The organism is Paenibacillus glacialis, from assembly GCF_001637205.1.
Lineage (GTDB): Bacteria > Bacillota > Bacilli > Paenibacillales > Paenibacillaceae > Paenibacillus_AQ > Paenibacillus_AQ glacialis.
In genome coordinates this window covers 169,550-191,572 of record NZ_LVJH01000070.1, presented here as the reverse complement: position 1 = coordinate 191,572, position 22,023 = coordinate 169,550, and the positions used below count along the sequence as shown (strand labels likewise).

The 22,023-nt window shown below is 42.0% G+C and carries 19 protein-coding genes; all 19 read left to right on the top strand.

All coding sequences use genetic code 11. The features are described from left to right. Positions 1–20 precede the first annotated feature (20 nt). On the top strand, positions 21–458 hold the full coding sequence (mraZ, locus tag PGLA_RS23660; RefSeq protein WP_068537658.1) for a division/cell wall cluster transcriptional repressor MraZ: 438 nt from the start codon (positions 21–23) through the stop codon (positions 456–458). Positions 459–477: 19 nt separating this feature from the next. Then, positions 478–1,428: a 16S rRNA (cytosine(1402)-N(4))-methyltransferase RsmH gene (gene rsmH / locus PGLA_RS23655; RefSeq protein WP_068537657.1), complete on the top strand. Its 951-nt coding sequence runs from the start codon at positions 478–480 to the stop codon at positions 1,426–1,428. A gap of 52 nt (positions 1,429–1,480) precedes the next feature. Beyond that, the gene (locus tag PGLA_RS23650; RefSeq protein ID WP_068537656.1) at positions 1,481–1,906 is read left to right on the top strand and encodes a hypothetical protein; all 426 of its coding nucleotides are present in this window, start codon (positions 1,481–1,483) and stop codon (positions 1,904–1,906) included. A 19-nt stretch (positions 1,907–1,925) separates the two neighbouring features. Continuing rightward, entirely contained in the window at positions 1,926–4,175 is a 2,250-nt protein-coding gene (locus PGLA_RS23645) for a penicillin-binding transpeptidase domain-containing protein (protein WP_068537655.1), read from the top strand. Between the two features lie 90 nt (positions 4,176–4,265). Next, positions 4,266–6,221 (top strand): stage V sporulation protein D, encoded by a 1,956-nt coding sequence (locus tag PGLA_RS23640; RefSeq protein WP_068537654.1) that lies wholly within the window; start codon positions 4,266–4,268, stop codon positions 6,219–6,221. Positions 6,222–6,275: 54 nt separating this feature from the next. Next, positions 6,276–7,760, top strand: coding sequence for a UDP-N-acetylmuramoyl-L-alanyl-D-glutamate--2,6-diaminopimelate ligase (locus PGLA_RS23635; RefSeq protein WP_068537653.1), 1,485 nt, complete (start codon positions 6,276–6,278; stop codon positions 7,758–7,760). A 2-nt stretch (positions 7,761–7,762) separates the two neighbouring features. Then, positions 7,763–9,154, top strand: coding sequence for a UDP-N-acetylmuramoyl-tripeptide--D-alanyl-D-alanine ligase (locus tag PGLA_RS23630; protein ID WP_342671710.1), 1,392 nt, complete (start codon positions 7,763–7,765; stop codon positions 9,152–9,154). A gap of 29 nt (positions 9,155–9,183) precedes the next feature. After that, positions 9,184–10,149: a phospho-N-acetylmuramoyl-pentapeptide-transferase gene (gene mraY, locus PGLA_RS23625; RefSeq protein ID WP_068537651.1), complete on the top strand. Its 966-nt coding sequence runs from the start codon at positions 9,184–9,186 to the stop codon at positions 10,147–10,149. 2 nt (positions 10,150–10,151) lie between these two features. Next, positions 10,152–11,573 (top strand): UDP-N-acetylmuramoyl-L-alanine--D-glutamate ligase, encoded by a 1,422-nt coding sequence (murD, locus tag PGLA_RS23620; protein WP_068537650.1) that lies wholly within the window; start codon positions 10,152–10,154, stop codon positions 11,571–11,573. A 52-nt stretch (positions 11,574–11,625) separates the two neighbouring features. Further along, entirely contained in the window at positions 11,626–12,723 is a 1,098-nt protein-coding gene (gene spoVE / locus PGLA_RS23615) for a stage V sporulation protein E (RefSeq protein WP_068537649.1), read from the top strand. Further along, on the top strand, positions 12,713–12,856 hold the full coding sequence (locus tag PGLA_RS28265) for a hypothetical protein (protein WP_161487991.1): 144 nt from the start codon (positions 12,713–12,715) through the stop codon (positions 12,854–12,856). Before spoVE ends, PGLA_RS28265 begins: the two co-directional genes overlap by 11 nt. A gap of 164 nt (positions 12,857–13,020) precedes the next feature. Next, positions 13,021–13,926: a UDP-N-acetylmuramate dehydrogenase gene (gene murB, locus PGLA_RS23610; protein ID WP_068537648.1), complete on the top strand. Its 906-nt coding sequence runs from the start codon at positions 13,021–13,023 to the stop codon at positions 13,924–13,926. A gap of 16 nt (positions 13,927–13,942) precedes the next feature. Then, positions 13,943–15,226: a UDP-N-acetylglucosamine 1-carboxyvinyltransferase gene (gene murA / locus PGLA_RS23605; protein WP_068537647.1), complete on the top strand. Its 1,284-nt coding sequence runs from the start codon at positions 13,943–13,945 to the stop codon at positions 15,224–15,226. Between the two features lie 59 nt (positions 15,227–15,285). After that, positions 15,286–16,059, top strand: a complete 774-nt coding sequence (locus tag PGLA_RS23600; protein WP_068537646.1) for a cell division protein FtsQ/DivIB — start codon at positions 15,286–15,288, stop codon at positions 16,057–16,059. Positions 16,060–16,252: 193 nt separating this feature from the next. Then, positions 16,253–17,521 carry a cell division protein FtsA gene (ftsA, locus tag PGLA_RS23595; RefSeq protein WP_068537645.1) on the top strand — a complete coding sequence of 423 codons (1,269 nt, stop codon included), beginning with the start codon at positions 16,253–16,255 and terminating at the stop codon, positions 17,519–17,521. Between the two features lie 58 nt (positions 17,522–17,579). After that, positions 17,580–18,695, top strand: a complete 1,116-nt coding sequence (gene ftsZ, locus PGLA_RS23590) for a cell division protein FtsZ (RefSeq protein WP_068537644.1) — start codon at positions 17,580–17,582, stop codon at positions 18,693–18,695. Positions 18,696–18,976: 281 nt separating this feature from the next. After that, positions 18,977–19,954 carry a sigma-E processing peptidase SpoIIGA gene (gene spoIIGA / locus PGLA_RS23585; RefSeq protein WP_068537643.1) on the top strand — a complete coding sequence of 326 codons (978 nt, stop codon included), beginning with the start codon at positions 18,977–18,979 and terminating at the stop codon, positions 19,952–19,954. A gap of 188 nt (positions 19,955–20,142) precedes the next feature. Beyond that, entirely contained in the window at positions 20,143–20,865 is a 723-nt protein-coding gene (sigE, locus tag PGLA_RS23580; protein WP_068537961.1) for an RNA polymerase sporulation sigma factor SigE, read from the top strand. A gap of 170 nt (positions 20,866–21,035) precedes the next feature. Then, on the top strand, positions 21,036–21,818 hold the full coding sequence (sigG, locus tag PGLA_RS23575; protein ID WP_068537642.1) for an RNA polymerase sporulation sigma factor SigG: 783 nt from the start codon (positions 21,036–21,038) through the stop codon (positions 21,816–21,818). The last annotated feature ends 205 nt before the right edge of the window (positions 21,819–22,023 follow it).

Below are 22,023 nucleotides of genomic sequence, written 5' to 3'. Positions count from 1 at the left end.
GTTAAGGAGTGAATGGACCAATGTTTATGGGGGAATATCAGCATAGCATTGATGATAAGGGACGAATGATTATCCCTGTCAAATTCCGTGAACTTCTGGGCACTTCATTTATTGTTACCCGCGGCTTAGACCATTGTCTCTTTGCTTACCCAAGAGAAGAATGGGCACTGTTAGAACAGAAACTTAAATCACTTCCATTGATGAAATCAGATGCACGTGCTTTCACACGATTTTTTTTCTCAGGGGCTACCGAATGCGAATGGGATAAACAGGGTAGGGTAAACTTACCGGGTAATCTAAGAGAGTATGCTAAATTAGATAAAGAGTGTGTTGTGCTCGGTGTATCGAACCGTATGGAAATTTGGAGTAAACCTATTTGGAATGAATATTACAACCAGTCCGAAGAAGCGTTTAATGACATTGCTGAGAAATTAGTCGATTTTAACTTTGATTTATAATAGTCTGGAGGGTTGCATATTGTTTCATCACATCACGGTACTTAAAGAAGAAGCCACAGAAGGACTTCGCATAAAAAGAGACGGCATTTATGTCGATTGTACGTTGGGGGGCGCGGGACACAGCTCCCTAATCGCATCTAAACTTGGAGAATATGGTAGATTAATTGGCTTGGACCAGGATGACTGGGCACTTGAGGCTGCGAAAGAAAAGTTAGCCCCTTACAGTGATCGAATATCTTTAGTGAAAACAAACTTTCGTTATTTAGAAGAGGCTTTGAAGGAACTCTCTGTCCCTCAGAAGGATGGAATTCCTCAAGTCGATGGTATCTTGTTCGATCTCGGTGTCTCGTCACCACAGTTTGACGAGGGCGAGAGAGGATTTAGTTACAACCATGATGCTCCATTAGATATGCGGATGGATCAATCAGCAGAGTTGACGGCTGATACGATCATTAATACATGGTCTGAAAAAGATATTGCTAGGGTGTTATTCCAATATGGAGAAGAGAAGTTCTCACGTCGTATTGCTAAGTTAATTGTAGAACGTCGAGAGAAACAGCGTATCGGAACAACAGGTGAACTTGTAGAGATTATTAAAGACGGTATTCCGGCTGCGGCGCGAAGAACTGGGGGACATCCTGCGAAACGAAGCTTTCAAGCACTACGGATTGCAGTTAATGATGAACTTGGTGCTTTCGAAGATGGGTTACATCAAGCTGTTCGCTGTTTGGCCCCTGGAGGAAGAATATCGGTTATTACCTTCCACTCGTTAGAAGACCGTATTTGCAAGCAAATATTTAGTAGTTATGTTCCTAAATGTACTTGCCCATCAGATTTTCCAATGTGTGTATGTGGAAATAAGGGGCAACTAAAACTGGTGAATCGTAAACCGATGATTCCTAGTGAAATAGAACTTGAAGAGAACTCGCGTTCAAGATCGGCTAAGCTTCGAGTCGTAGAAAAATTGTAATGAAATTGGTCACATATTAATAAGCAGGGATGCTCAAGAAGGGAAGTAAGAAATGGCTTATACGCGTGGGAATTTAGCAGTAAAACCAAAACCAGCCGAACGGGTTTCTCCTGGATATCGGGAACAGACTAAAGTTGTTACACGCCGAACATTCATTCCGATGAAGGAAAAAATGCTGTATTTGTTAACGGTCTTAGTATGTGTAGCTGTTGCAAGCCTTGTGATTTGGCGATACGCACAGATCTATGATCTTAATAAACAGAGTCAAGAAATGAATTCTGTTATTAGAAAAAACAAGTTGGAAATATCTAAATTGGAACTTAAGAAACAAACCCTTAAGGAAACTATTGTTGAAACGGCGATTAAAGAAGGTTATGTCTTACCGCTAGAGCAGAGTATCATTCATGTACCCCGTGTTGCAGTTTCTACCGAAGTTCCTAAAGCTGAAACACCGGAATTAGATACGAAACAAAAATAGTGGATGTGAGGGTTGTCTGATGGTAAAAAGAATAAAGTTACGAACGTTGCTTATAGGAGGATTTATAACCCTCCTCTTTGCTATTTTAATAACTAGAGTCTTCTTCATCCAAGTGGTTAATGGTGACTTCTGGCATGCTGAGGCTGTGGAAAAGTGGACCAAACAGGATAAAATTACGGCCACACGAGGCACGATTACGGACCGAAAAGGTGAAGCGCTCGCGATTGATGCGCCTGCTTATACCGTGACGGTGAATCCCAAGGTGATTCATGAGAATGGAATCGAAGATGAAGTAGTTGCAGGGTTACAGCGAATTCTCGGGAAAAATGAAGCTGACTTGCGTAAATTGGTTACAGCGAAGGACAGTAAATTGGTTGAACCGAATAATAAGGATGGCTACTGGACTAGTCGGGAAATCCGTACAGAAGGTCTTAAGATCAGTCAAGAAAAGAAAGAAAAAGTGGATGCCTTAGTTACAGAAATAAAGACCGAGCTAAAGAAGGACAAGAAAAAAGTAGCCGACGCGGGTATTGGATTGCTTAAAGAACAGAAACGATACTACCCCAATAACAACTTAGCTGCGCATATTATAGGTTATGTAGATCGTGATGGTAAAGAGATATCAGGCCTCGAAGCATCTCTTGACAAGGAACTCAGAGGGACAAACGGATCTATTAATTACCAAAGTGATGGGCAGTTAGACAAGTTACCGAATGCAAAAGAGGTGTATGTGCCTGCTGTCAATGGTACAAACTTCAAGCTGACGATTGATAATACGATACAGTATTATATTGAGGATGCCATGAAAGAGGCCTATGCCAAATATAATCCAATCAGTATGACGGTGATCGCAGCAGATCCCAATACGATGGAAATTCTAGGTATGGCGAATATGCCTACATTTAATCCGAACTCATATTGGGAAACGCCAGAACCGGAAAATTTCATAAATCATGCTGTTAAGTCGTTGTATGAACCGGGATCTACATTTAAAATAGTTACTTTGGCAGGGGCTCTAGAAGAGAAACTTATTAAACCAACAGATACCTATTTATCTGGAGGCATTAGAGTAAAGGGCACCAAGACAGTGCTTCATGATAAGAAGCATGCAGGTTGGGGTACTATTTCATACTTAGAGGGTGTAAAACGTTCGAGTAACGTTGCATTTGTTAAGATGGGCTTCGAAATGCTAGGTAAAGAACGACTGCTAAATTACATTAATAATTTCGGATTCGGGCAGAAAACAGATATCGATATGCCAGGTGAAGCTTCCTGGGCGATTAATTTGCCAGGTAATGTAGAAGTTGCAACGGCATCTTATGGGCATGGCGTCAACGTTACACCCATACAGCAGATTACGGCCATTGCCGCTATTGCGAATGGAGGAAAGCTGCTTAAGCCACATATCATTAAAGAAAAATATGATCCCAATACTGGAGTCACTGAAGTGACTGATCAAGATGTGGTTCGTCAGGTCATATCCCCTGCAGCTGCTAAAGAAACGGGAAATTATTTGGAGCAGGTCGTCGCTGACCAAAAGTTAGGAACTGGACGAAATGCTTACATTGATGGATATCGAGTAGCAGGTAAAACAGGTACTGCCGTTAAACCTATTAATGGTAAATATGATTATGACAAGTCAGTTGTTTCCTTTGTTGGTTATGCTCCAGTGAATGATCCTAAAATTGCTGTGATTGTCATTATAGATGAGCCAACCGACGCGAATGCAGGTGGGGGATCAGCGGCTGCTCCTGTATTCAAAAAAATTGTATCTCAATCGCTTCAGTATATGAATGTCCCTAAAGTGTTTTCAGCTGATTCAGGAAATGATGCTCAAAATTCTAAGAAGAGTAGTAATCCGGTTACGGTTAAATCTAAAGCACCGGAATTGGTAGGGAAGACGATTGAATCAGCAAGAAAAGAATTGTTGAATACAGGTATTGCTTACGAGACTTTAGGAACAGGTAATAAGGTGATTAGACAATACCCAGCTAAAGGTTCTATCATGAATGCAGGGCAACGGGTATATCTGCTATCCGAAGAGAGTAAGACGATGGCAATCCCTGATTTGAAGGGTGAATCTCTACTTGATGCATTACAGGTATTGACGCTGATGGAATTGACCGTTAACGTAGAAGGCGAAGGTTATGTCACCGAACAGAAAGTGGTCGAAGATCAAGGTAAGCGTAATGTACAATTAACTCTGAAACCACATGATGCAGTGGTGGATGAGATTGTTAAAGAAGATGATAATAAGGAAAAAGAGTAGCGTATAGAGCTTGTTCTAAGCCCTAGTTGTCCTGAATATTGATGATATAACACGTATCATGAGATCAGGATTACTAGGGAGGCTATTGCGATGAAAGTTTCAAATGTGACGCTGAGACGGAGGCTACTGTGGAGCTTGCTGCTCTTTTGCGTGCTGTTTGTAGCATTAATGGTTAGATTGGCTTATGTTCAACTCGGACAAGGTAAAGAGTTATCTGAGAGAGCAGAGGATTTGTGGCGAAGACAACTTCCGTTTACGGCCAAAAGAGGAGAGATCCTTGATCGTAACGGAACCGCCTTAGCTTTCAATATCAGTTCACCTACGGTATGGGCGATACCCGTTCAGGTGAAGGAACCGGAAAAGGCGGCTATGGCATTATCACCTCTGATTGGTATGAGCCAAGAGAAAATTCTGGAGAAACTCAAGAAAAAGAAATCCATGAATGTAAAACTACAACCCGGTGGACGTAAGATCACGATGGAGCTCGCTCAGAAAATCCGTGATTTGAAGCTGCCGGGTATCATTGTTGCAGAGGACAATAAAAGGTATTATCCTTATGGTGATTTGGCCGCTCATATTCTCGGATTCACAGGGATTGATAATCAGGGAATAACGGGTATTGAACAGAAATATGATGATAGGTTAAAAGGATTCGATGGAAACATATCTTATTTATCTGATGCAGGTGGAAGGCTTATGCCCGGTTCCTCGGAGAAATACGCGGAGCCAAGGGATGGTCTAAGTCTTGAACTTACCATAGATAAGTCGATACAGTCCATTATGGAGCGTGAACTTGACCAAGCTATGGTAAAGTTTCAAGCTAGAGGTGCCTGGTCAATTGCCATGAATCCCAAAACGGGCGAAATTCTCGCTATGGCTAGCAGACCTGGATATGAGCCAGCACTTTATAAGGAGTATCCAGCGGAAGTCTATAACCGCAACTTGCCCATATGGATGACTTATGAGCCAGGGTCTACTTTTAAAATCATTACGCTTGCTGCTGCTTTAGAGGAGAAGAAAGTGGACTTGAATCGTGACACGTTCTTTGATCCAGGATATGTTAAAGTGGGCGGAGCTAAGCTGAGATGCTGGAAGAAGGGCGGCCATGGCAGTGAGACTTTTCTTGAAGTTGTGGAGAACTCCTGCAACCCTGGATTTGTGGAATTAGGTCAAAGACTTGGAAAAGAAACACTTTTCAAATATATACGCAATTTCGGGTTCGGTTCCAAAACAGGGATTGATTTGAATGGAGAAGAGAATGGGATACTGTTCAAATTAGCTAATGTCGGAACCGTAGAACTAGCGACTACATCATTTGGTCAAGGGGTCTCGGTTACGCCTATACAACAAGTAGCAGCAGTATCGGCCGCGATCAATGGCGGTAATTTATACAAACCGTTTGTTTCAAAGGCTTGGATCAACTCAGAAACGAATATGATTGTGGAAGAAACGAAACCAGAGCTAATAAGACGGGTTATCTCCGAAGAGACGTCCCGTAAAGTTAGAGAAGCATTAGAAAGTGTCGTGGCTAAAGGGACAGGGCGCCCAGCATTTATCGATGGCTACCGTGTTGGAGGAAAGACAGGGACAGCCCAAATTGTAGTTAATGGTCGTTATTCGGCAACAGAACATATTGTGTCATTTATCGGTTTTGCACCAGCAGATGATCCTCAGATTGTCGTATATACAGCTGTGGATAACCCAAAAGGCGTGCAATTTGGGGGTGTAGTTGCAGCACCTATTGTACAAAATATACTAGAAGATGCGCTCCATTATATGAAAGTGCCACAGCGTAAAGATCAGATAACGAAAGAATACAAATATGGTGAGACCAAGATTGTCACCGTACCTGATCTAGTCGGGGCATCCGTTCAAGATTTGTATGAAGATCTCAATATGAATTTCATGCTCTCTAAATCAGGAAGTGGTACAACAGTGGTAAGTCAGGCTCCTAAGCCGGGCAGTAGGGTGGACCAGGGAGCAACCATACGTATTTATATGGGTAGCGCTGAGACCGGTACGGGAGTTGGAGATAAGGCACCGTAAGGTGCCTAACATTCGTCAAATATGATGATAATTGAAATAAGTGAGGGATTATAGATGAGACTTAATGAATTGGCTTCAACATTAACAATCAAACACATCATTGGTAGTGTAGATATTAGAGTTTCTGGCATACAGACGGATTCCCGCAAGGTAACCGAGGGGGATTTATTCATTTGTTTGCCAGGTCACACAGTTGACGGACACAACTATGCTCAGCAAGCGATGGAAAAAGGGACTGCGGCACTTGTTGTTGACCGGCAATTGGATATCGACCTACCACAAATTATCGTTAAGGATTGTCGCTATGCTATGGCTGTGCTTGCAGATGCATTCTTCGGATCACCTAGCAAACAGATGAAAGTGATTGGCATCACAGGCACGAACGGTAAAACAACAACGGCTTATCTGATTGAGAAAATTATGAATGATCATAACGTGAAAACGGGGCTTATCGGCACGATTCAGATGCGTTATGGAGGCCGTACATTCCCCATGTCAGGTACAACACCTGAAGCGTTAGAATTACAGCGTTCGCTACATGATATGGCAGCGAGTGGTACTCGCTGTTGCGTGATGGAAGTATCCTCTCATGCTTTGGAACAAGGACGGGTGAAAGGCACTGATTTCCGTACGGCTGTTTTTACGAATCTCACACAGGATCATTTGGATTACCACAATACGATGGATGAGTATCGTGCAGCGAAAGGATTGTTCTTTTCTCGCATGGGGAACGCTTTCCAAAGTATTCAAGATAAACGGAAGTTTGTTGTACTGAATGCAGATGATCCTGCGTCGGCGTACTTTAAAAATATAACATCAGCGGAAGTCGTTACGTATGGTTTAGAGGAAGGTGTTGATGTGCGTGCAACCGAGATATCAATTAGCGCACAAGGCACAGATTTCCATGTGGATTCTTTCAAAGGAAGCACGGATATAAAGCTAAAAATGGTCGGCAAATTTAACGTGTACAATGCGTTGGGAGCGATAACAGCTACTTTATTAGAAGGTGTTCCGCTTGATGAAATTAAACGTAGCCTTGAATCCTTAAGCGGTGTTGATGGCCGTGTTGAATCCGTGGATGCTGGACAGCCGTTTGCTGTTATTGTTGATTATGCACATACACCAGATGGACTTGAGAACGTACTCAAGACGGTGGATGAATTCGCTGTAGGCCGTGTATTAACGGTATTCGGTTGTGGTGGTGACCGCGACAAGACGAAACGCCCAATCATGGGGAAAATTGCAGCGAAGTATAGTGATGTTGTATTTGTAACGTCGGATAATCCTCGAACAGAAGATCCTGAATCCATATTGAAAGATATCGAGCAAGGACTTATCGAAGATCAAGTACCTCAAGAGAAATATCAGTTGATCGTAGATCGACGGGGAGCAATTCAAAAAGCTATTGATATGGCAAGCCCTGAAGATGTAGTATTGATTGCGGGGAAAGGTCATGAGACCTACCAATTAATCGGACAGACGACTCATGATTTCGATGATCGTATCGTCGCAAAAGAAGCGATAAGGGGTATACAATAGTGATAAAAAAAACGTTGGGTGAAATTGCTGAAATGTGTGGTGGAACGATCAGTCATGAAGAGGATCGTAATAAGGTCATACAGGGAGTTATCACAGACTCTCGCCACATTGTGGCGGGATGTTTATTTGTGCCGATCGTAGGTGAGCGATATGATGGCCATGATTTTGCGCTTAAGGGACTATTGAGTGGGGCAGGCGCTACATTGTGGCAAAGTGACCGAGGCGTATGTCCAGAAGGAAGTGTCATTGAAGTCGAAGACACACTAGTGGCTTTACAATTACTTGCTAAAGCATACTTGAAAGAAGTAGGGTGTAAAGTTGTTGGAATTACAGGAAGCAACGGTAAAACAACGACGAAAGATATGGTGTATGCACTCCTAGATACAACTTATAAAGTTCACAAGACTGAGGGTAACTTTAACAATCACATCGGTCTTCCACTTACCATTCTAAGAATGGATTCGGATGTAGATATTGTGGTATTAGAGATGGGTATGAGTGGACGAGAAGAGATCGAGATCTTATCATCTATAGCACAACCAGACGTTGCACTTATCACGAATATTGGAGAATCTCATCTCCTACAATTGGGGTCGCGCAAAGAAATTGCGAGAGCTAAGCTAGAAATTGTCAGTGGATTGAAATCAGGTGGTTTTCTTATTTATAACGGTGATGAGCCACTTATTCCAGAGGTGCTTGCTGAATCGCAAACTGTGAAACCAGCAGAATTACACACAAGTACGTTTGGCTTGGATTCAAATAACGATGATTACCCAACGGGTATGATGTTCCATGCAAAAGGCATTATTTTCACATCGCTTGTTCATAAGGATCTTGGAATAGATTTACCTCTATTTGGTCGCCACAATGTGGTTAACTGTTTAGCAGCACTTACAGTTGCACGTTTTTTTAATATAAGTGAAGAGAGCATCAAAGAGGGTTTATCTCATCTACAGTTGACAGGAATGCGCATTGAGCATGTTGTCTCTCCTAGAGGTTTAACCTTACTTAATGATGCCTATAATGCAAGTCCAACATCAATGAAGGCTGCTATCGATGTACTCGAAAGTATGAAAGGGTATCGACGGAAGATCGCAGTGCTCGGGGACATGCTGGAGCTTGGATCGCAAGAGAAAGAATATCATGCTGAAATCGGAAGTTACGTTACGTCTGACAAAATAAATATGCTGTATACATACGGACCGTTGTCCTCTTATATAGCTGAAGCTGCACGGGTGAATCTCCCTGAGGCTGATGTACATGCTTTTACAGATAAAGCTGCACTAATTAAACATCTTGTAGAACAAATTCACCCTAAAGATATTGTGCTGGTAAAAGCCTCACGTGGGATGAAGCTAGAAGAAGTAGTAAATGCTCTTATAGAGAAGTGTTAGCAAATCTGACAAACTGAAGGGGTGAAACTATGGACATTAAATTATTATTACTAACAATCGGTGTATCCTTTATTTTGGCTGTGATTGCTGCACCTATACTCATTCCTTTGTTGCGCCGTATGAAGTTTGGACAACAGATAAGGCATGATGGACCCGAAAGCCATTTAGCAAAAGCGGGCACACCCACGATGGGTGGCATTGTTATTTTATTGGCGTTTACTTTATCTTTTTTGAAGTTTTCCATTGTAAATACTGATTTTTATGTACTGCTTGTTGCAACACTTGGATTTGGGTTGATTGGTTTTCTTGACGATTATATTAAAATCGTATTCAAACGCTCACTTGGTTTGACATCTCGTCAGAAGTTAATTGGACAGTTGCTATTCTCTGGAATTATATGCTATTTACTCTTTCAAAATGGGCACGACACATCGATAACTATACCAGGTACCTCATGGGGCTTTGACTGGGGTGGTTGGTTTTATTACCCATTCATCGTCTTTATGCTTCTTGCGATTAGTAATGCTGTAAACTTTACGGATGGGCTAGACGGATTGTTATCTGGCGTGAGCGCCATTGCTTTTGGAGCTTTTGCGTTAGTGGCCATGCAAGCAACGTCTCTTCCAGCAGCTTTTTGTGCAGCAGCAATGATCGGTGCGGTATTAGGTTTCTTAGTGTTCAATGCACATCCTGCCAAAGTATTTATGGGAGATACAGGATCACTTGGGATCGGAGGAGCTATCGGTGCGATTGCGATAGTCACCAAGAGTGAACTGCTATTCCTTATCATTGGAGGGGTATTTGTTATAGAAATGCTCTCAGTGGTTCTACAAATAGGATCATTTAAACTAAGAGGTAAACGGATTTTCAAAATGAGCCCTATTCATCATCACTTTGAGCTTTCAGGTTGGTCGGAATGGCGGGTTGTTATCACATTTTGGGCTGTGGGCCTCGTACTAGCAGGTCTCGGAATTTATATTAACAAGGGGTTGTAATTATGAATCATCCAGACACATACAGAGATAAGCAAGTTGTTGTACTCGGACTTGCAAAGAGTGGTGTGGAAGTCGCTAAAGTTCTCCATAAGATGGGGGCTTTAGTCACCGTTAATGATAAAAAAGAGAAAGATCAGTGTCCCGAAGCTTCTGAACTAGAGGTTTTGGGAATTTCTGTTATTTGCGGTTCTCATCCAAGTGATCTCATCCATACTGACATTGCTTTGGTTGTGAAGAATCCGGGTATTCCCTATTCTGTTCCTCCTTTAGTTAAGGCGATGGAACTTGGGATTGACATCGTTACGGAAGTGGAGGTCGCTTACCATCTTTCTGAGGCTCCTATGATTGGAATAACAGGTTCTAATGGTAAGACGACAACGACGACATGGGTTGGTAACATCCTTCGTAACGCAGGAATGTCTTCTATCGTAGCAGGTAACATAGGGACGCCTCTATGTGCGGCTATAGCAGGGGCTAACGAGGATGATTGGATGGTAGTTGAGCTGAGTAGCTTTCAACTGAAAGGAACGCAACAGTTCCGACCGCGTATTGGATGTCTGCTTAACGTTGCGGAGACGCACTTGGATTATCATGGAGGGATGGAGGATTATGTTTCTTCCAAGGTAAACATGTTCGTGAACCAAAGAGAAGATGATATCGCGATCCTCAATTGGGATGATCCTTATTGCCGTAGTCTAGTACCTCACATGAAAGGGCGTATTCTACCTTTTTCTATGAGCGAAGAGTTGGTAGAGGGGATATATGTCAGCCCTCCTTATATTGCAAGCATCGAGGATTCATTGATGCGTTCCGTTGTATATCGTGACGCTGAAGGAATCATTCATGACATCATCCCTGTAGAAGATATTGGTCTCCCAGGGCGTTTCAACGTAGAAAATGCACTTGCTGCGTGTGCAATCGCTATCGCTGCAGGAGTGTCAATAGATCAACTTTCAACGCCACTCTCTGCTTTCCGAGGCGTGGAGCATCGTCTTGAATATGTTAAGGAGACAAACGGCGTCTCTTATTACAACAATTCCAAAGCAACAAATTCGAAAGCGACTACGATGGCTCTTACATCATTTAAGAACCCAATCGTATTAATAGCGGGTGGATTAGATCGTGGTTCTGACTACATGGAACTGTTAACTGTATTTGGAGAAAGAGTGAAAGCGGTTATAGTACTCGGAGAAACGAAAGAAAAAATTGCGAAAGTCGCTGAACTCGCTGGATTAAAGGACATTTCCATCGTCGATACTGTAGAGGACTCCGCCACAACACTGATCACCGCCGTGAAAGAAGCAGCGAGGATTGCTGAGCAGGGAGATGTTGTTCTACTATCTCCAGCTTGTGCAAGCTGGGATATGTTTGCTTCTTATGAGGAACGTGGACGCATTTTTAAAGAGGCGGTGCATAATCTTTAAGTAGGGGGGATGTGGATAAGCCCCTACTTTCTCTAACACGAGGTGGCTTTTCATGAATAAAACACGCCAAAGCCCAGATCTATGGCTCCTACTATGTATTCTTGGTCTGCTTGCAATTGGAATTATTATGGTACAGAGCGCAGGTTCTGTCCTTGGGTTCCATAATTATGGAGATTCTTATTATTTTGTTAAGCGCCAGGCTTTATTCGCTGGCTTAGGTCTTGCGGCGATGTTTGTTACAGCGAACCTTGATTATCGATTTTGGTTGAAATATGCCAAAGTGGGCCTAGTGATCTGTTTCATTCTACTCATTATGGTGCTTATTCCTGGGATTGGTAATGTAAGAGGGGGAGCGCGTAGTTGGCTTGGTATTAGTTCATTCGGCATTCAACCATCAGAGTTTATGAAGCTTGGAATGATACTATTTCTTGCGAAATGGTTGAGTCAGGAGAATTACAATATCACTTCTTTTACTAAAGGGCTACTCCCCCCGCTTGGGTTAATCGGTACTGCTTTTGCACTTGTTATGTTGCAGCCTGACTTGGGAACGGGAAGTGTTATGTTTGGGGCATCACTTATGATCGTATTTACAGCTGGTGCGCGTATGAAGCATCTTGGAATGCTAGGTCTTGTTGGTATAGTAGGATTTGCCGGACTTATTCTTGCGGCACCGTATAGGCTCAAACGGATCACAGCTTTCCTTGATCCATGGTCAGACCCTCTAGGGGCTGGATATCAGATTATACAATCTCTGTATGCTATTGGGCCGGGTGGGCTTGGTGGCTTAGGACTAGGCATGAGTCGCCAGAAATACAGTTATGTGCCGGAACCACAAACAGATTTTATTTTTTCGATTTTGGCTGAAGAACTTGGATTTATTGGTGGCATGATCGTATTACTATTATTTCTGATTCTAGTATGGCGTGGTATGCGTGTTGCGATGACAATCTCGGATAGCTTTGGAAGTTTACTTGCTGTCGGTATTGTTGGAATGGTTGCCATTCAAGTGATCGTTAATATTGGTGTCGTGATCGGAATGATGCCCGTAACAGGGATTACTCTCCCATTGATTAGTTATGGTGGATCTTCATTAACTCTGATGCTCACAGCGCTAGGTATACTGCTTAATATATCTCGTTTTGCGAGGTGAACATGATGCGAGTCGTATTATCGGGAATTTGAATATTCATAAAGCGATGTCGGCTTCGTCTGGCAGGTTGGGTAAACCGGATCCTGCGAAAGTTGTGGTCGAGAAGATGCGACGTCAGTCTGGAGTACTTTAAAAGAGAACGGTGATTGTCACACACCTATATAGGATTACATAAGATACCTTATAATCGTGATAATCGCCCACGGACACGGCAACAATCGTTACCAGACACCAAATGTTCTCCTGAATTCATTGAGAAATGTCATATTTTCCGTTTGATGGTAAGGAGGGATTTCATTGCAGCAATGGACATCGCTATTAATGAAGACTGACGTCGGGGAAGTACACCTGAATGAGCCTATGACAAAACATACAACATGGAGAATCGGGGGCCCTGTCGACGCCTTCATTGTTCCTGAAACGAGAGAACAACTGCAAGAACTTATTACGTTACTCCATCATCATGGAATTCCATGGATACAGATTGGTCGCGGATCCAATATGCTTGTTTCAGATAAGGGGGTTCGTGGAGCCGTCATCAAGCTGGGTTCAGCATTGGAATATGCTAACTTTCAGGAGGAAACTGTAACTGCAGGTGGTGGTTGCTCATTTGTGAAATTGAGTTTCCTAGCAGGCAGGCATGGATTAACGGGTTTAGAGTTTGCAGGAGGGATTCCCGGTTCTGTTGGTGGAGCCGTATATATGAACGCTGGAGCCCATGGGTCTGATGTGTCACGCATAATCAAGTCCGCTGAGATTGTACTGGAAACAGGAGAATTGGTGTCATATGCTGTTGGGGAAATGGCCTTTGCCTATCGTCACTCTGTTCTGCACGAGCGAAAGGGAATTGTAGTTGAAGCTACATTCGAGCTTAAGTTTGGAGAACGTAGAGAAATAGCGGCCGCTTTAGCATCGTACAAAGATCGCCGTCGGCGTACTCAACCACTACAGATGCCCTGTGCTGGCAGTGTGTTCCGTAATCCGATTGGAGATTACGCCGCAAGGCTTATCGAGGCTGCGGGACTTAAGGGTTATCGAATCGGTGGTGCAGAGGTTTCATTGCAGCATGCCAATTTCATTGTGAATACCGGGCAAGCGACAGCAGAGGACGTGCTCACCCTTATGCACGAAATTCAGAAACGGATCGATTCTGAGTATGGTGTCTCTTTGGTACCAGAAGTGTTTATAGTAGGTGAGCGGTAAACTCGGAGGTGATACATTGGACAAATTGGTGATTGAGGGAGGCAAAACCCTATCAGGAACCGTGCGTATCCATGGATCCAAAAATGCCGCACTGCCAATTCTAGCTGCATGTTTGCTGGCTGATGGTATAGTTCATTTGCATAATGTCCCTCGGCTATTGGATATTGAAGTTATGATGAACATCCTGAATCGGCTAGGGTGCCAAACACAGCATGAGCAAGAAATGGTCATTGTGGATACGTCGACCGCCAATTCGTTTCATGTACCGGAAGACTTAATGAAACAGATGCGATCATCTATTTTTCTAATGGGACCTTTACTTGCTAGGTTTGGGGAAGTGACGATTTATCAGCCTGGAGGATGTGCGATCGGAGAACGAAAGATTGATCTTCATTTAAAAGGGTTAAGAGCATTGGGTGCAGTCATTGAAGAACAAGATCAGCAGATTCTTTGTAAGGCTCGTAAGTTAGTGGGAGCAGATATTCAATTGGATTTCCCTAGTGTAGGTGCTACGGAGAATATAATGATGGCAGCGGCAATGGCTGAAGGGACTACAGTCATTACAAATGCGGCTAGAGAACCTGAAATACAGGACCTTCAGAACTTCCTGAACCAAATGGGAGCAAGTATAATTGGAGCCGGAACGGATACAATCACGATTCAGGGTGTAAAGAAGCTGAATCCGTGCACATATGAAATCATTCCAGATCGTATTGTAGCGGGAACCGTTATGATTGCTGCAGCTGCAACACGTGGCAATGTGACGTTAACACATTGTAATCCTACACATCTAACTTCATTAATTCATGTCCTTAAGCGCGCTGGTGTTCAAATAGGTGTGTGCAATGATATAATGAGCGTAAGCTGTATGGGTCGCCCCAAAGCAGTAGAGAGGATTGTTACTTCACCATATCCTTCATTTCCAACGGATCTGCAATCCCAGGTCATGGTACTGTTAACTTTATCTGATGGTTTTAGTGTGATGAAGGAGACGGTATTTGAAGGAAGATTCAAACATGTCGATGAGTTAACTGTCATGGGTGCTGATATTTCTATAGATCTCAACTATGCTTTTATACGTGGTGTTCAAAGACTGTATGGAGCAACGGTTGAGGCTACGGATTTGAGAGCAGGAGCTGCATTAGTCATTGCCGGATTGGCAGCACAAGGTAAGACTATTGTGGAGCAGGTGCACCATATTGACCGGGGATATGATCATATTGAACGATTATTCCAGAAACTTGGAGCTGATATTCACAGACATTCTCCGGTGTCCAAACATTTAGATTTGGCCAACTAAGGTCCTGCTTATCCCCTCTTTTAGAAGAGGGGATAAGAGGCATTTTATGGAGAGTTGATATGTCAAAGACATCTATACCAGTTCTTAAATCTAATAAACCAAGAAAAATGAAAACCAGTCGTAAAATTATGTTTATTCTCATGTTATTCTGTTTAGTTCTGCTTGCTGTACTTTTTTTTAGATCTCCGATAAGCAGAATTTCTGAAATTCAATTTCAAGGGAATGTATTCGCTAAGAAAGAGCAGTTACTTCAAGCAGGAGACTTCAAGGTAGGTGATCAATTCTTTGGGGTTTCGGCAACGACTTTGGAGAAAAGATTATTGGACGTGAAATCAGTTCAGAACGTAACGGTGGACAAGCAGTTCCCGGGTGTTATACAGATACAGATTCAAGAGTATATAACGGTTGCCTATGAGTTAGGACAAGAGGGATCCCTCATGGCTATTTTATCGAATGGAGTAATGGTTCCCGTAAATACGAGTGGTATCGCTGTTGAGAAGCCAATATTAACACAATGGGATTCAGCAGATCCTTATAAAGTGGAACTCAGTCAAGCTCTTGGTGCGATCCCTAATCAATTGACTTCGGATATATCAGAGATCATGCCATCTCCTACGGTTTCCTTTCCAGATCGTATTAAATTGTACACGCGCTCTAAATTTGAAGTGATTACTGCCGTATCCCTACTTAAAGATAAAGTAGAATATCTCAATCAAGTGATAGAGACAGAAGAACCGGGACTGATTACAATGCTCGAGGCCGATTCATACGTCCCATTCTTAAGCGTAGAGAATGAGTCTGAGAATGTGGGTGGGACTACTAATAATGAATGAAAAATGCTACAATTAGTTTTATGGACAAGTCTTTTTGTATACTCTTCTTATAATATTTATAATTAGATAGCTGACAATATTTGATATGCAAAAAAAATGTAGAAAAAAGAGGGAAAAAGGAAGCCGTGTTGAATATTTATAGAGAACGTCTATCCAATTTGCTTTTCATTTTGAAAAACAGGAGGTGCCACGGTTGAGCAACAATGACATCATTGTTAGTTTGGACATCGGTACATCCAAAGTTCGTGCTATTATTGGGGAAGTAAATAATGGAACCTTTAATATTATTGGAGTTGGATCTGCCGACTCAGAAGGAATTCGAAAAGGTGCAATTGTAGATATTGACCAGACCGTACAATCAATCCGTAGTGCAGTAGATCATGCGGAACGTATGGTTGGTATTCAAATATCTGAAGTATATGTCGGCATATCCGGGAATCATATTGGACTTCAAACAAGCCATGGAGTTGTGGCTGTATCGAACGAGGATCGGGAAATTGGAGAAGAGGACATCGAACGCGTGCTCAAAGCTGCGGAAGTTGTTGCTTTGCCTCCTGACCGGGAAATTATTGATGTCGTCGCTAAGCAATACGTTGTGGATGGTCTTGAAGGAATTCAAGATCCACGAGGTATGATTGGCGTTCGTTTAGAAGTGGAAGCAATCATTATTACTGGGGCAAAACCGGCCATACATAATCTTTTACGTTGTGTAGAGAAATCGGGCCTGAAGATCAAAGATCTAGTTCTAATGTCTTTGGGAGCAGGTCAAATGTCTTTATCTAAAGATGAGAAGACTATGGGTTCTGTACTTGTTGATATCGGTGCTGGAACAACAAGCATTGCTGTCTTTGAAGCTGGAACTATGGTGGCGACTTCAACTCTACCTATTGGTGGGGAGTATGTAACCAATGATATTGCCTATGGATTACGGACGTTAACGGATCAAGCTGAAAAGGTCAAGTTAAAATACGGATGTGCTTTAGTAGATGACGCTGCTTCAGACGTTATTTTCAAAGTAACTCGAATCGGGAGTAACGTTGAAAAGGAATTCAGTCAACAAGATTTGGCTGCTATTGTCGAGCCTCGGATTCAAGAAATATTCCATCTCCTTCATCAAGAAGTGAAACGGTTAGGCTACAGCGAACTTCCTGGAGGTTACATACTAACCGGAGGAACAGTTTCAATGCCTGGCGTGTTGCAGGTTGCTCAGACTGAGCTTGCCGCTTCTGTACGGATTGCAGTGCCGGATTATATAGGGGTCAGAGATCCAGGGTTTACTAGTGGTGTTGGTGTTCTTCACAACGTCATACGTAATATTCGTGGACGCAATAACACAGTTTCCAATACTAAAAAACAACCAAACCGGAACAACAAAGCGAATAATCCTTCCGCTAATCAAGGGAAGACACCTAAAACGGGGTTGGTAGAGCGCTTAAAAAACATGTTTAGTGAATTTATATAAGGTGTTCATATAACTGTGAACGTGCCATCGATGTACAACGAGGGGGAGATGGAATAATATGTTGGAATTTGACTTTGAAATGGAGAGCATAGCTCAGATTAAAGTGATTGGTGTTGGTGGTGGTGGTAGTAATGCTGTCAACCGAATGATTGAGAATGGCGTGCAAGGCGTAGAGTTTATTACAGTAAACACGGATGCCCAAGCATTGCATATGGCTAAATCAGAACACAAGTTACAGATCGGTGATAAGTTAACAAGGGGTCTTGGCGCGGGTGCTAACCCTGAGGTTGGTAAGAAAGCAGCCGAAGAATCTAGAGATCTGATCTCGAACACGCTGAAGGGCGCGGATATGGTTTTTGTCACTGCAGGAATGGGTGGCGGAACAGGTACTGGTGCTGCTCCTGTTATTGCTGAGATAGCTAGAGAGTGTGGAGCGTTGACAATAGGGGTTGTTACTCGTCCATTTACATTTGAAGGTCGGAAACGTTTCTCCCATGCTGAGATAGGGATTGAAGCTCTGAAAGAAAAAGTAGATACATTGATTGTCATTCCTAATGATCGTCTATTGGAAATTGTTGATAAAAAGACACCGATGTTAGAAGCATTCAGAGAAGCTGATAATGTTCTTCGTCAAGCGGTACAGGGGATATCAGACCTTATTGCTGTTCCAGGTCTAATCAATCTTGACTTTGCAGACGTGAAGACAATTATGACGGAGCGTGGTTCGGCATTAATGGGTATTGGTATAGCGTCAGGTGAGAACCGTGCCGCTGAGGCAGCTCGTAAGGCTATTATGAGCCCATTACTAGAAACTTCTATCGAGGGAGCTCGTGGTGTCATTATGAATATTACGGGTGGTTCAAATCTATCTCTATATGAAGTGAACGAAGCAGCGGAAATCGTTAACTCAGCTTCAGATCCAGATGTGAATATGATATTTGGTGCCATTATAGATGAGGATTTGAAAGACGATATTAAAGTCACTGTTATTGCTACTGGATTTGAGCACAAACAAGCAGCACCACACGTTCAAATTCGCAAACCAGGAACAGTAGAGACTGAGCCTGTTGAGAATCGTAATAATAACTTGCGTCCATTTGGTAATCAGCCAAGTAATGATCAACTTGATATTCCTACATTTTTGCGAAATAGAACACGCAACAACAACGAGTAATTTATACATTATCTATCATGACATATGAAAGGTCCGTTTTCTTTTTAAAGAAATCGGACTTTTTTTGTTTTCTTTCTATTCTTCCACGTTAGAATTTAGAATCCTTGTTCCATGAAATCACCTCTATCGACAAAAAAAAACCGCAATCGCTTCCAGGTTTAGACAGACTTTGGAAGTTAGTTTTTCTATACTAAACACATCTCCCAAAGGTCAAAAGGAATAGATTTGAAAAAGAGTGGCTTTTCTTCTTCTAAGATTTAAAGCTCAGGCAGGTGAGAGTAATGGTTGTCTATATCGATCTTATTTTTATTACTAATCTGCTTATTGATGGGACTCTCTTGTGGTTGACTAGTTGGATGCGTAAATTAAAAGTGCCTTGGTGGCGAATTTCTCTATCAGCCTTGTTAGGTGCCCTTTATGTCATCATGATGTTCGTACCCGAGCTTACGTTTATGTATACCTTTCTCATAAAATTCGGGCTTTCATTGATAATGTTGTGGATCGCCTTCGGATTTGGGAGTCTTCAACACTATATGAGGAATATGGGGGCATTTTATATTATTAATTTTGCCGCTGCTGGTGGGATTATTGGCATTCATTATCTACTGCAAAACTCAGGTGATCTCTGGAGCGGAATTTGGTATACGACATCGGGGGGGCTGTCATTCGAACTGAAAATTGGCTTTTGGTTTATGTTCATCGTGTTTATTATCGTTATGTTATGGTTTAAAATTGTTCAATCTTCGAAACGTAAATTGGATAACAGAGCTGTGTATTTTGCGGAAGTGAAAGTGAATATTGGTAGCGAACAAGTGAAGTGTACGGGACTATTAGATACGGGTAATCAGTTGTGTGATCCTCTAACACGAATACCGGTTATGGTCATGGAGGCCTCTTTATGGGGAGATCATTTGCCTGCCTCATGGAGGGATAAACTTGCTGAAGGAGATGCGGACAAACTGGTCATGGAGCTTGAAGAAGGATCAACATTTGCTTGGCAAGACCGTCTGAGGTTAGTTCCATATCGGGGAGTGAACCGAGGCGCAGCGTTTATGTTAGCTTTAAAACCAGATTCTGTTGAAATCTGTATGGACGGTAAAATAAGCATTACGACAAGAGTATTAGTTGGACTTGATGGGGGTACTCTTTCCTCCGAAAAGGCATATAGGGCAATCATTCACCCAGACTTGATTCATGACGGGAATCCAACTACAAATGTTATCACTCAGGTAACAACTCCAATCCCTCCCGTTAGCTAATATACTAGTAAAATTCAAGATTATGATTGCCAAAGATAGTTTCTTATGGAAGCTCAAAGATGCTTACGATGCTAGTTGCCTACAGAAAACCGAGTGACGCTAACGAAGATAGTTTTCTTACAGAAAACTTAAAGAAGATGCTTACGAAGAACGTTTTCTTACAGAAAACTCTTAGGAGGAAAGAATTCATGTTAGTAAAATGGAAATTAGTGGTACAAATTCAATATTATCGTGCACTCTTCTTATTTGGACTTAAAAGTGAGGAAATATATTACATAGGTGGGAGTGAGGCACTTCCCCCACCGCTAACACGAGAGGAAGAAGAGTACTTACTGCAAAGGCTTTCCACGGGTGATTCAGCTATCCGAGCGATGTTAATTGAACGGAATTTGAGATTAGTCGTATACATCGCTCGAAAGTTTGAGAATACAGGCATCAACATTGAAGATTTGGTATCCATTGGAGCGATCGGTCTGATTAAGGCAGTCAATACATTTGATCCTGAGAAAAAAATTAAATTAGCTACATATGCTTCACGTTGTATTGAGAATGAAATACTGATGTATTTGCGTCGGAATAATAAAATCCGTAGTGAGGTGTCATTTGATGAACCTTTGAATATTGATTGGGACGGGAATGAACTTTTACTATCTGATGTCTTAGGTACGGAGAATGATACAATTTATCGCAATATTGAGGAGCAAGTGGACCGGAAATTATTGCATAAAGCACTTGATAAATTAACAGAACGAGAGCGTACCATAATGGAACTTCGATTCGGTCTACAGGATGGTGAAGAAAAGACACAAAAAGATGTAGCAGATATGCTGGGAATTTCACAGTCCTATATATCTCGATTGGAGAAGAGAATTATTAAACGTCTCCGTAAGGAATTTAATAAGATGGTGTAGTGGATAGATTGAACTAAAGATTGCACTCTCAAGTTCCTTCATCTCTAAAGAGAATCATGAATATGGTGGTTCGTCTTAAATTCAATCTATATAGATTAATCAATTAGGAATAAATTGAGCCTCTGGGGAGATAATGTACATTAATGTTTCTCCTTGGGAGGTAAATCATCATGACCCGAAACAAAGTTGAAATCTGTGGGGTAGATACTGCCAAACTTCCGGTACTAACGAATGTGGAAATGCGGGAGTTGTTTCATGCCCTTCAGCAAAATAATGAACGTTCAGCTAGGGAAAAATTAGTGAACGGTAATCTAAGATTAGTACTGAGTGTGATTCAACGGTTTAACAATCGGGGGGAATTTGTCGACGATTTGTTTCAGGTAGGCTGTATCGGACTAATGAAGGCTATTGATAATTTTGACTTATCACAAAATGTAAAATTCTCGACGTATGCGGTCCCAATGATTATTGGGGAAATTCGACGGTATTTGCGGGATAACAATCCTATAAGAGTATCACGATCTTTACGTGACATAGCATATAAAGCACTTCAAGTCCGGGACTCCTTAACGAATCAAAATTGTAGAGAACCCACTATTTTTGAAATTTCTGCGGCACTTAATGTTCCTAAGGAAGATGTCGTATTCGCATTGGATGCCATTCAAGATCCTGTGTCGTTATTCGAACCGATTTACCATGATGGCGGCGACCCTATTTATGTGATGGATCAGATTAGTGATGATAAGAACAAAGATGTCTCGTGGATTGAAGAAATTGCATTAAGAGAAGCAATGCACAGATTAGGACAACGTGAAAAGATGATCCTCTCCATGCGCTTTTTCGAAGGCAAAACTCAGATGGAGGTTGCTGACGAGATTGGCATCTCACAAGCTCAAGTATCTAGGTTGGAGAAATCAGCTATTCAGCAAATGCAGAAACATGTCAAATCTTAAATGAATGTTCAGGATACATGTAGAAACGGCTATGCCTCCTTCTTTAAAGACGTACCCCCGTTTCAACGGAATATAAGAAATAGAGTATCACGTGAAACATGTACTTTCTTATATTTTTTAAAAGTACAAAAAGCGATCCCTTTGGGGTCGTTTTTTTGTTACTTATAATAAAAAAGACATTTCGCCCAGACTCCACATATATTAA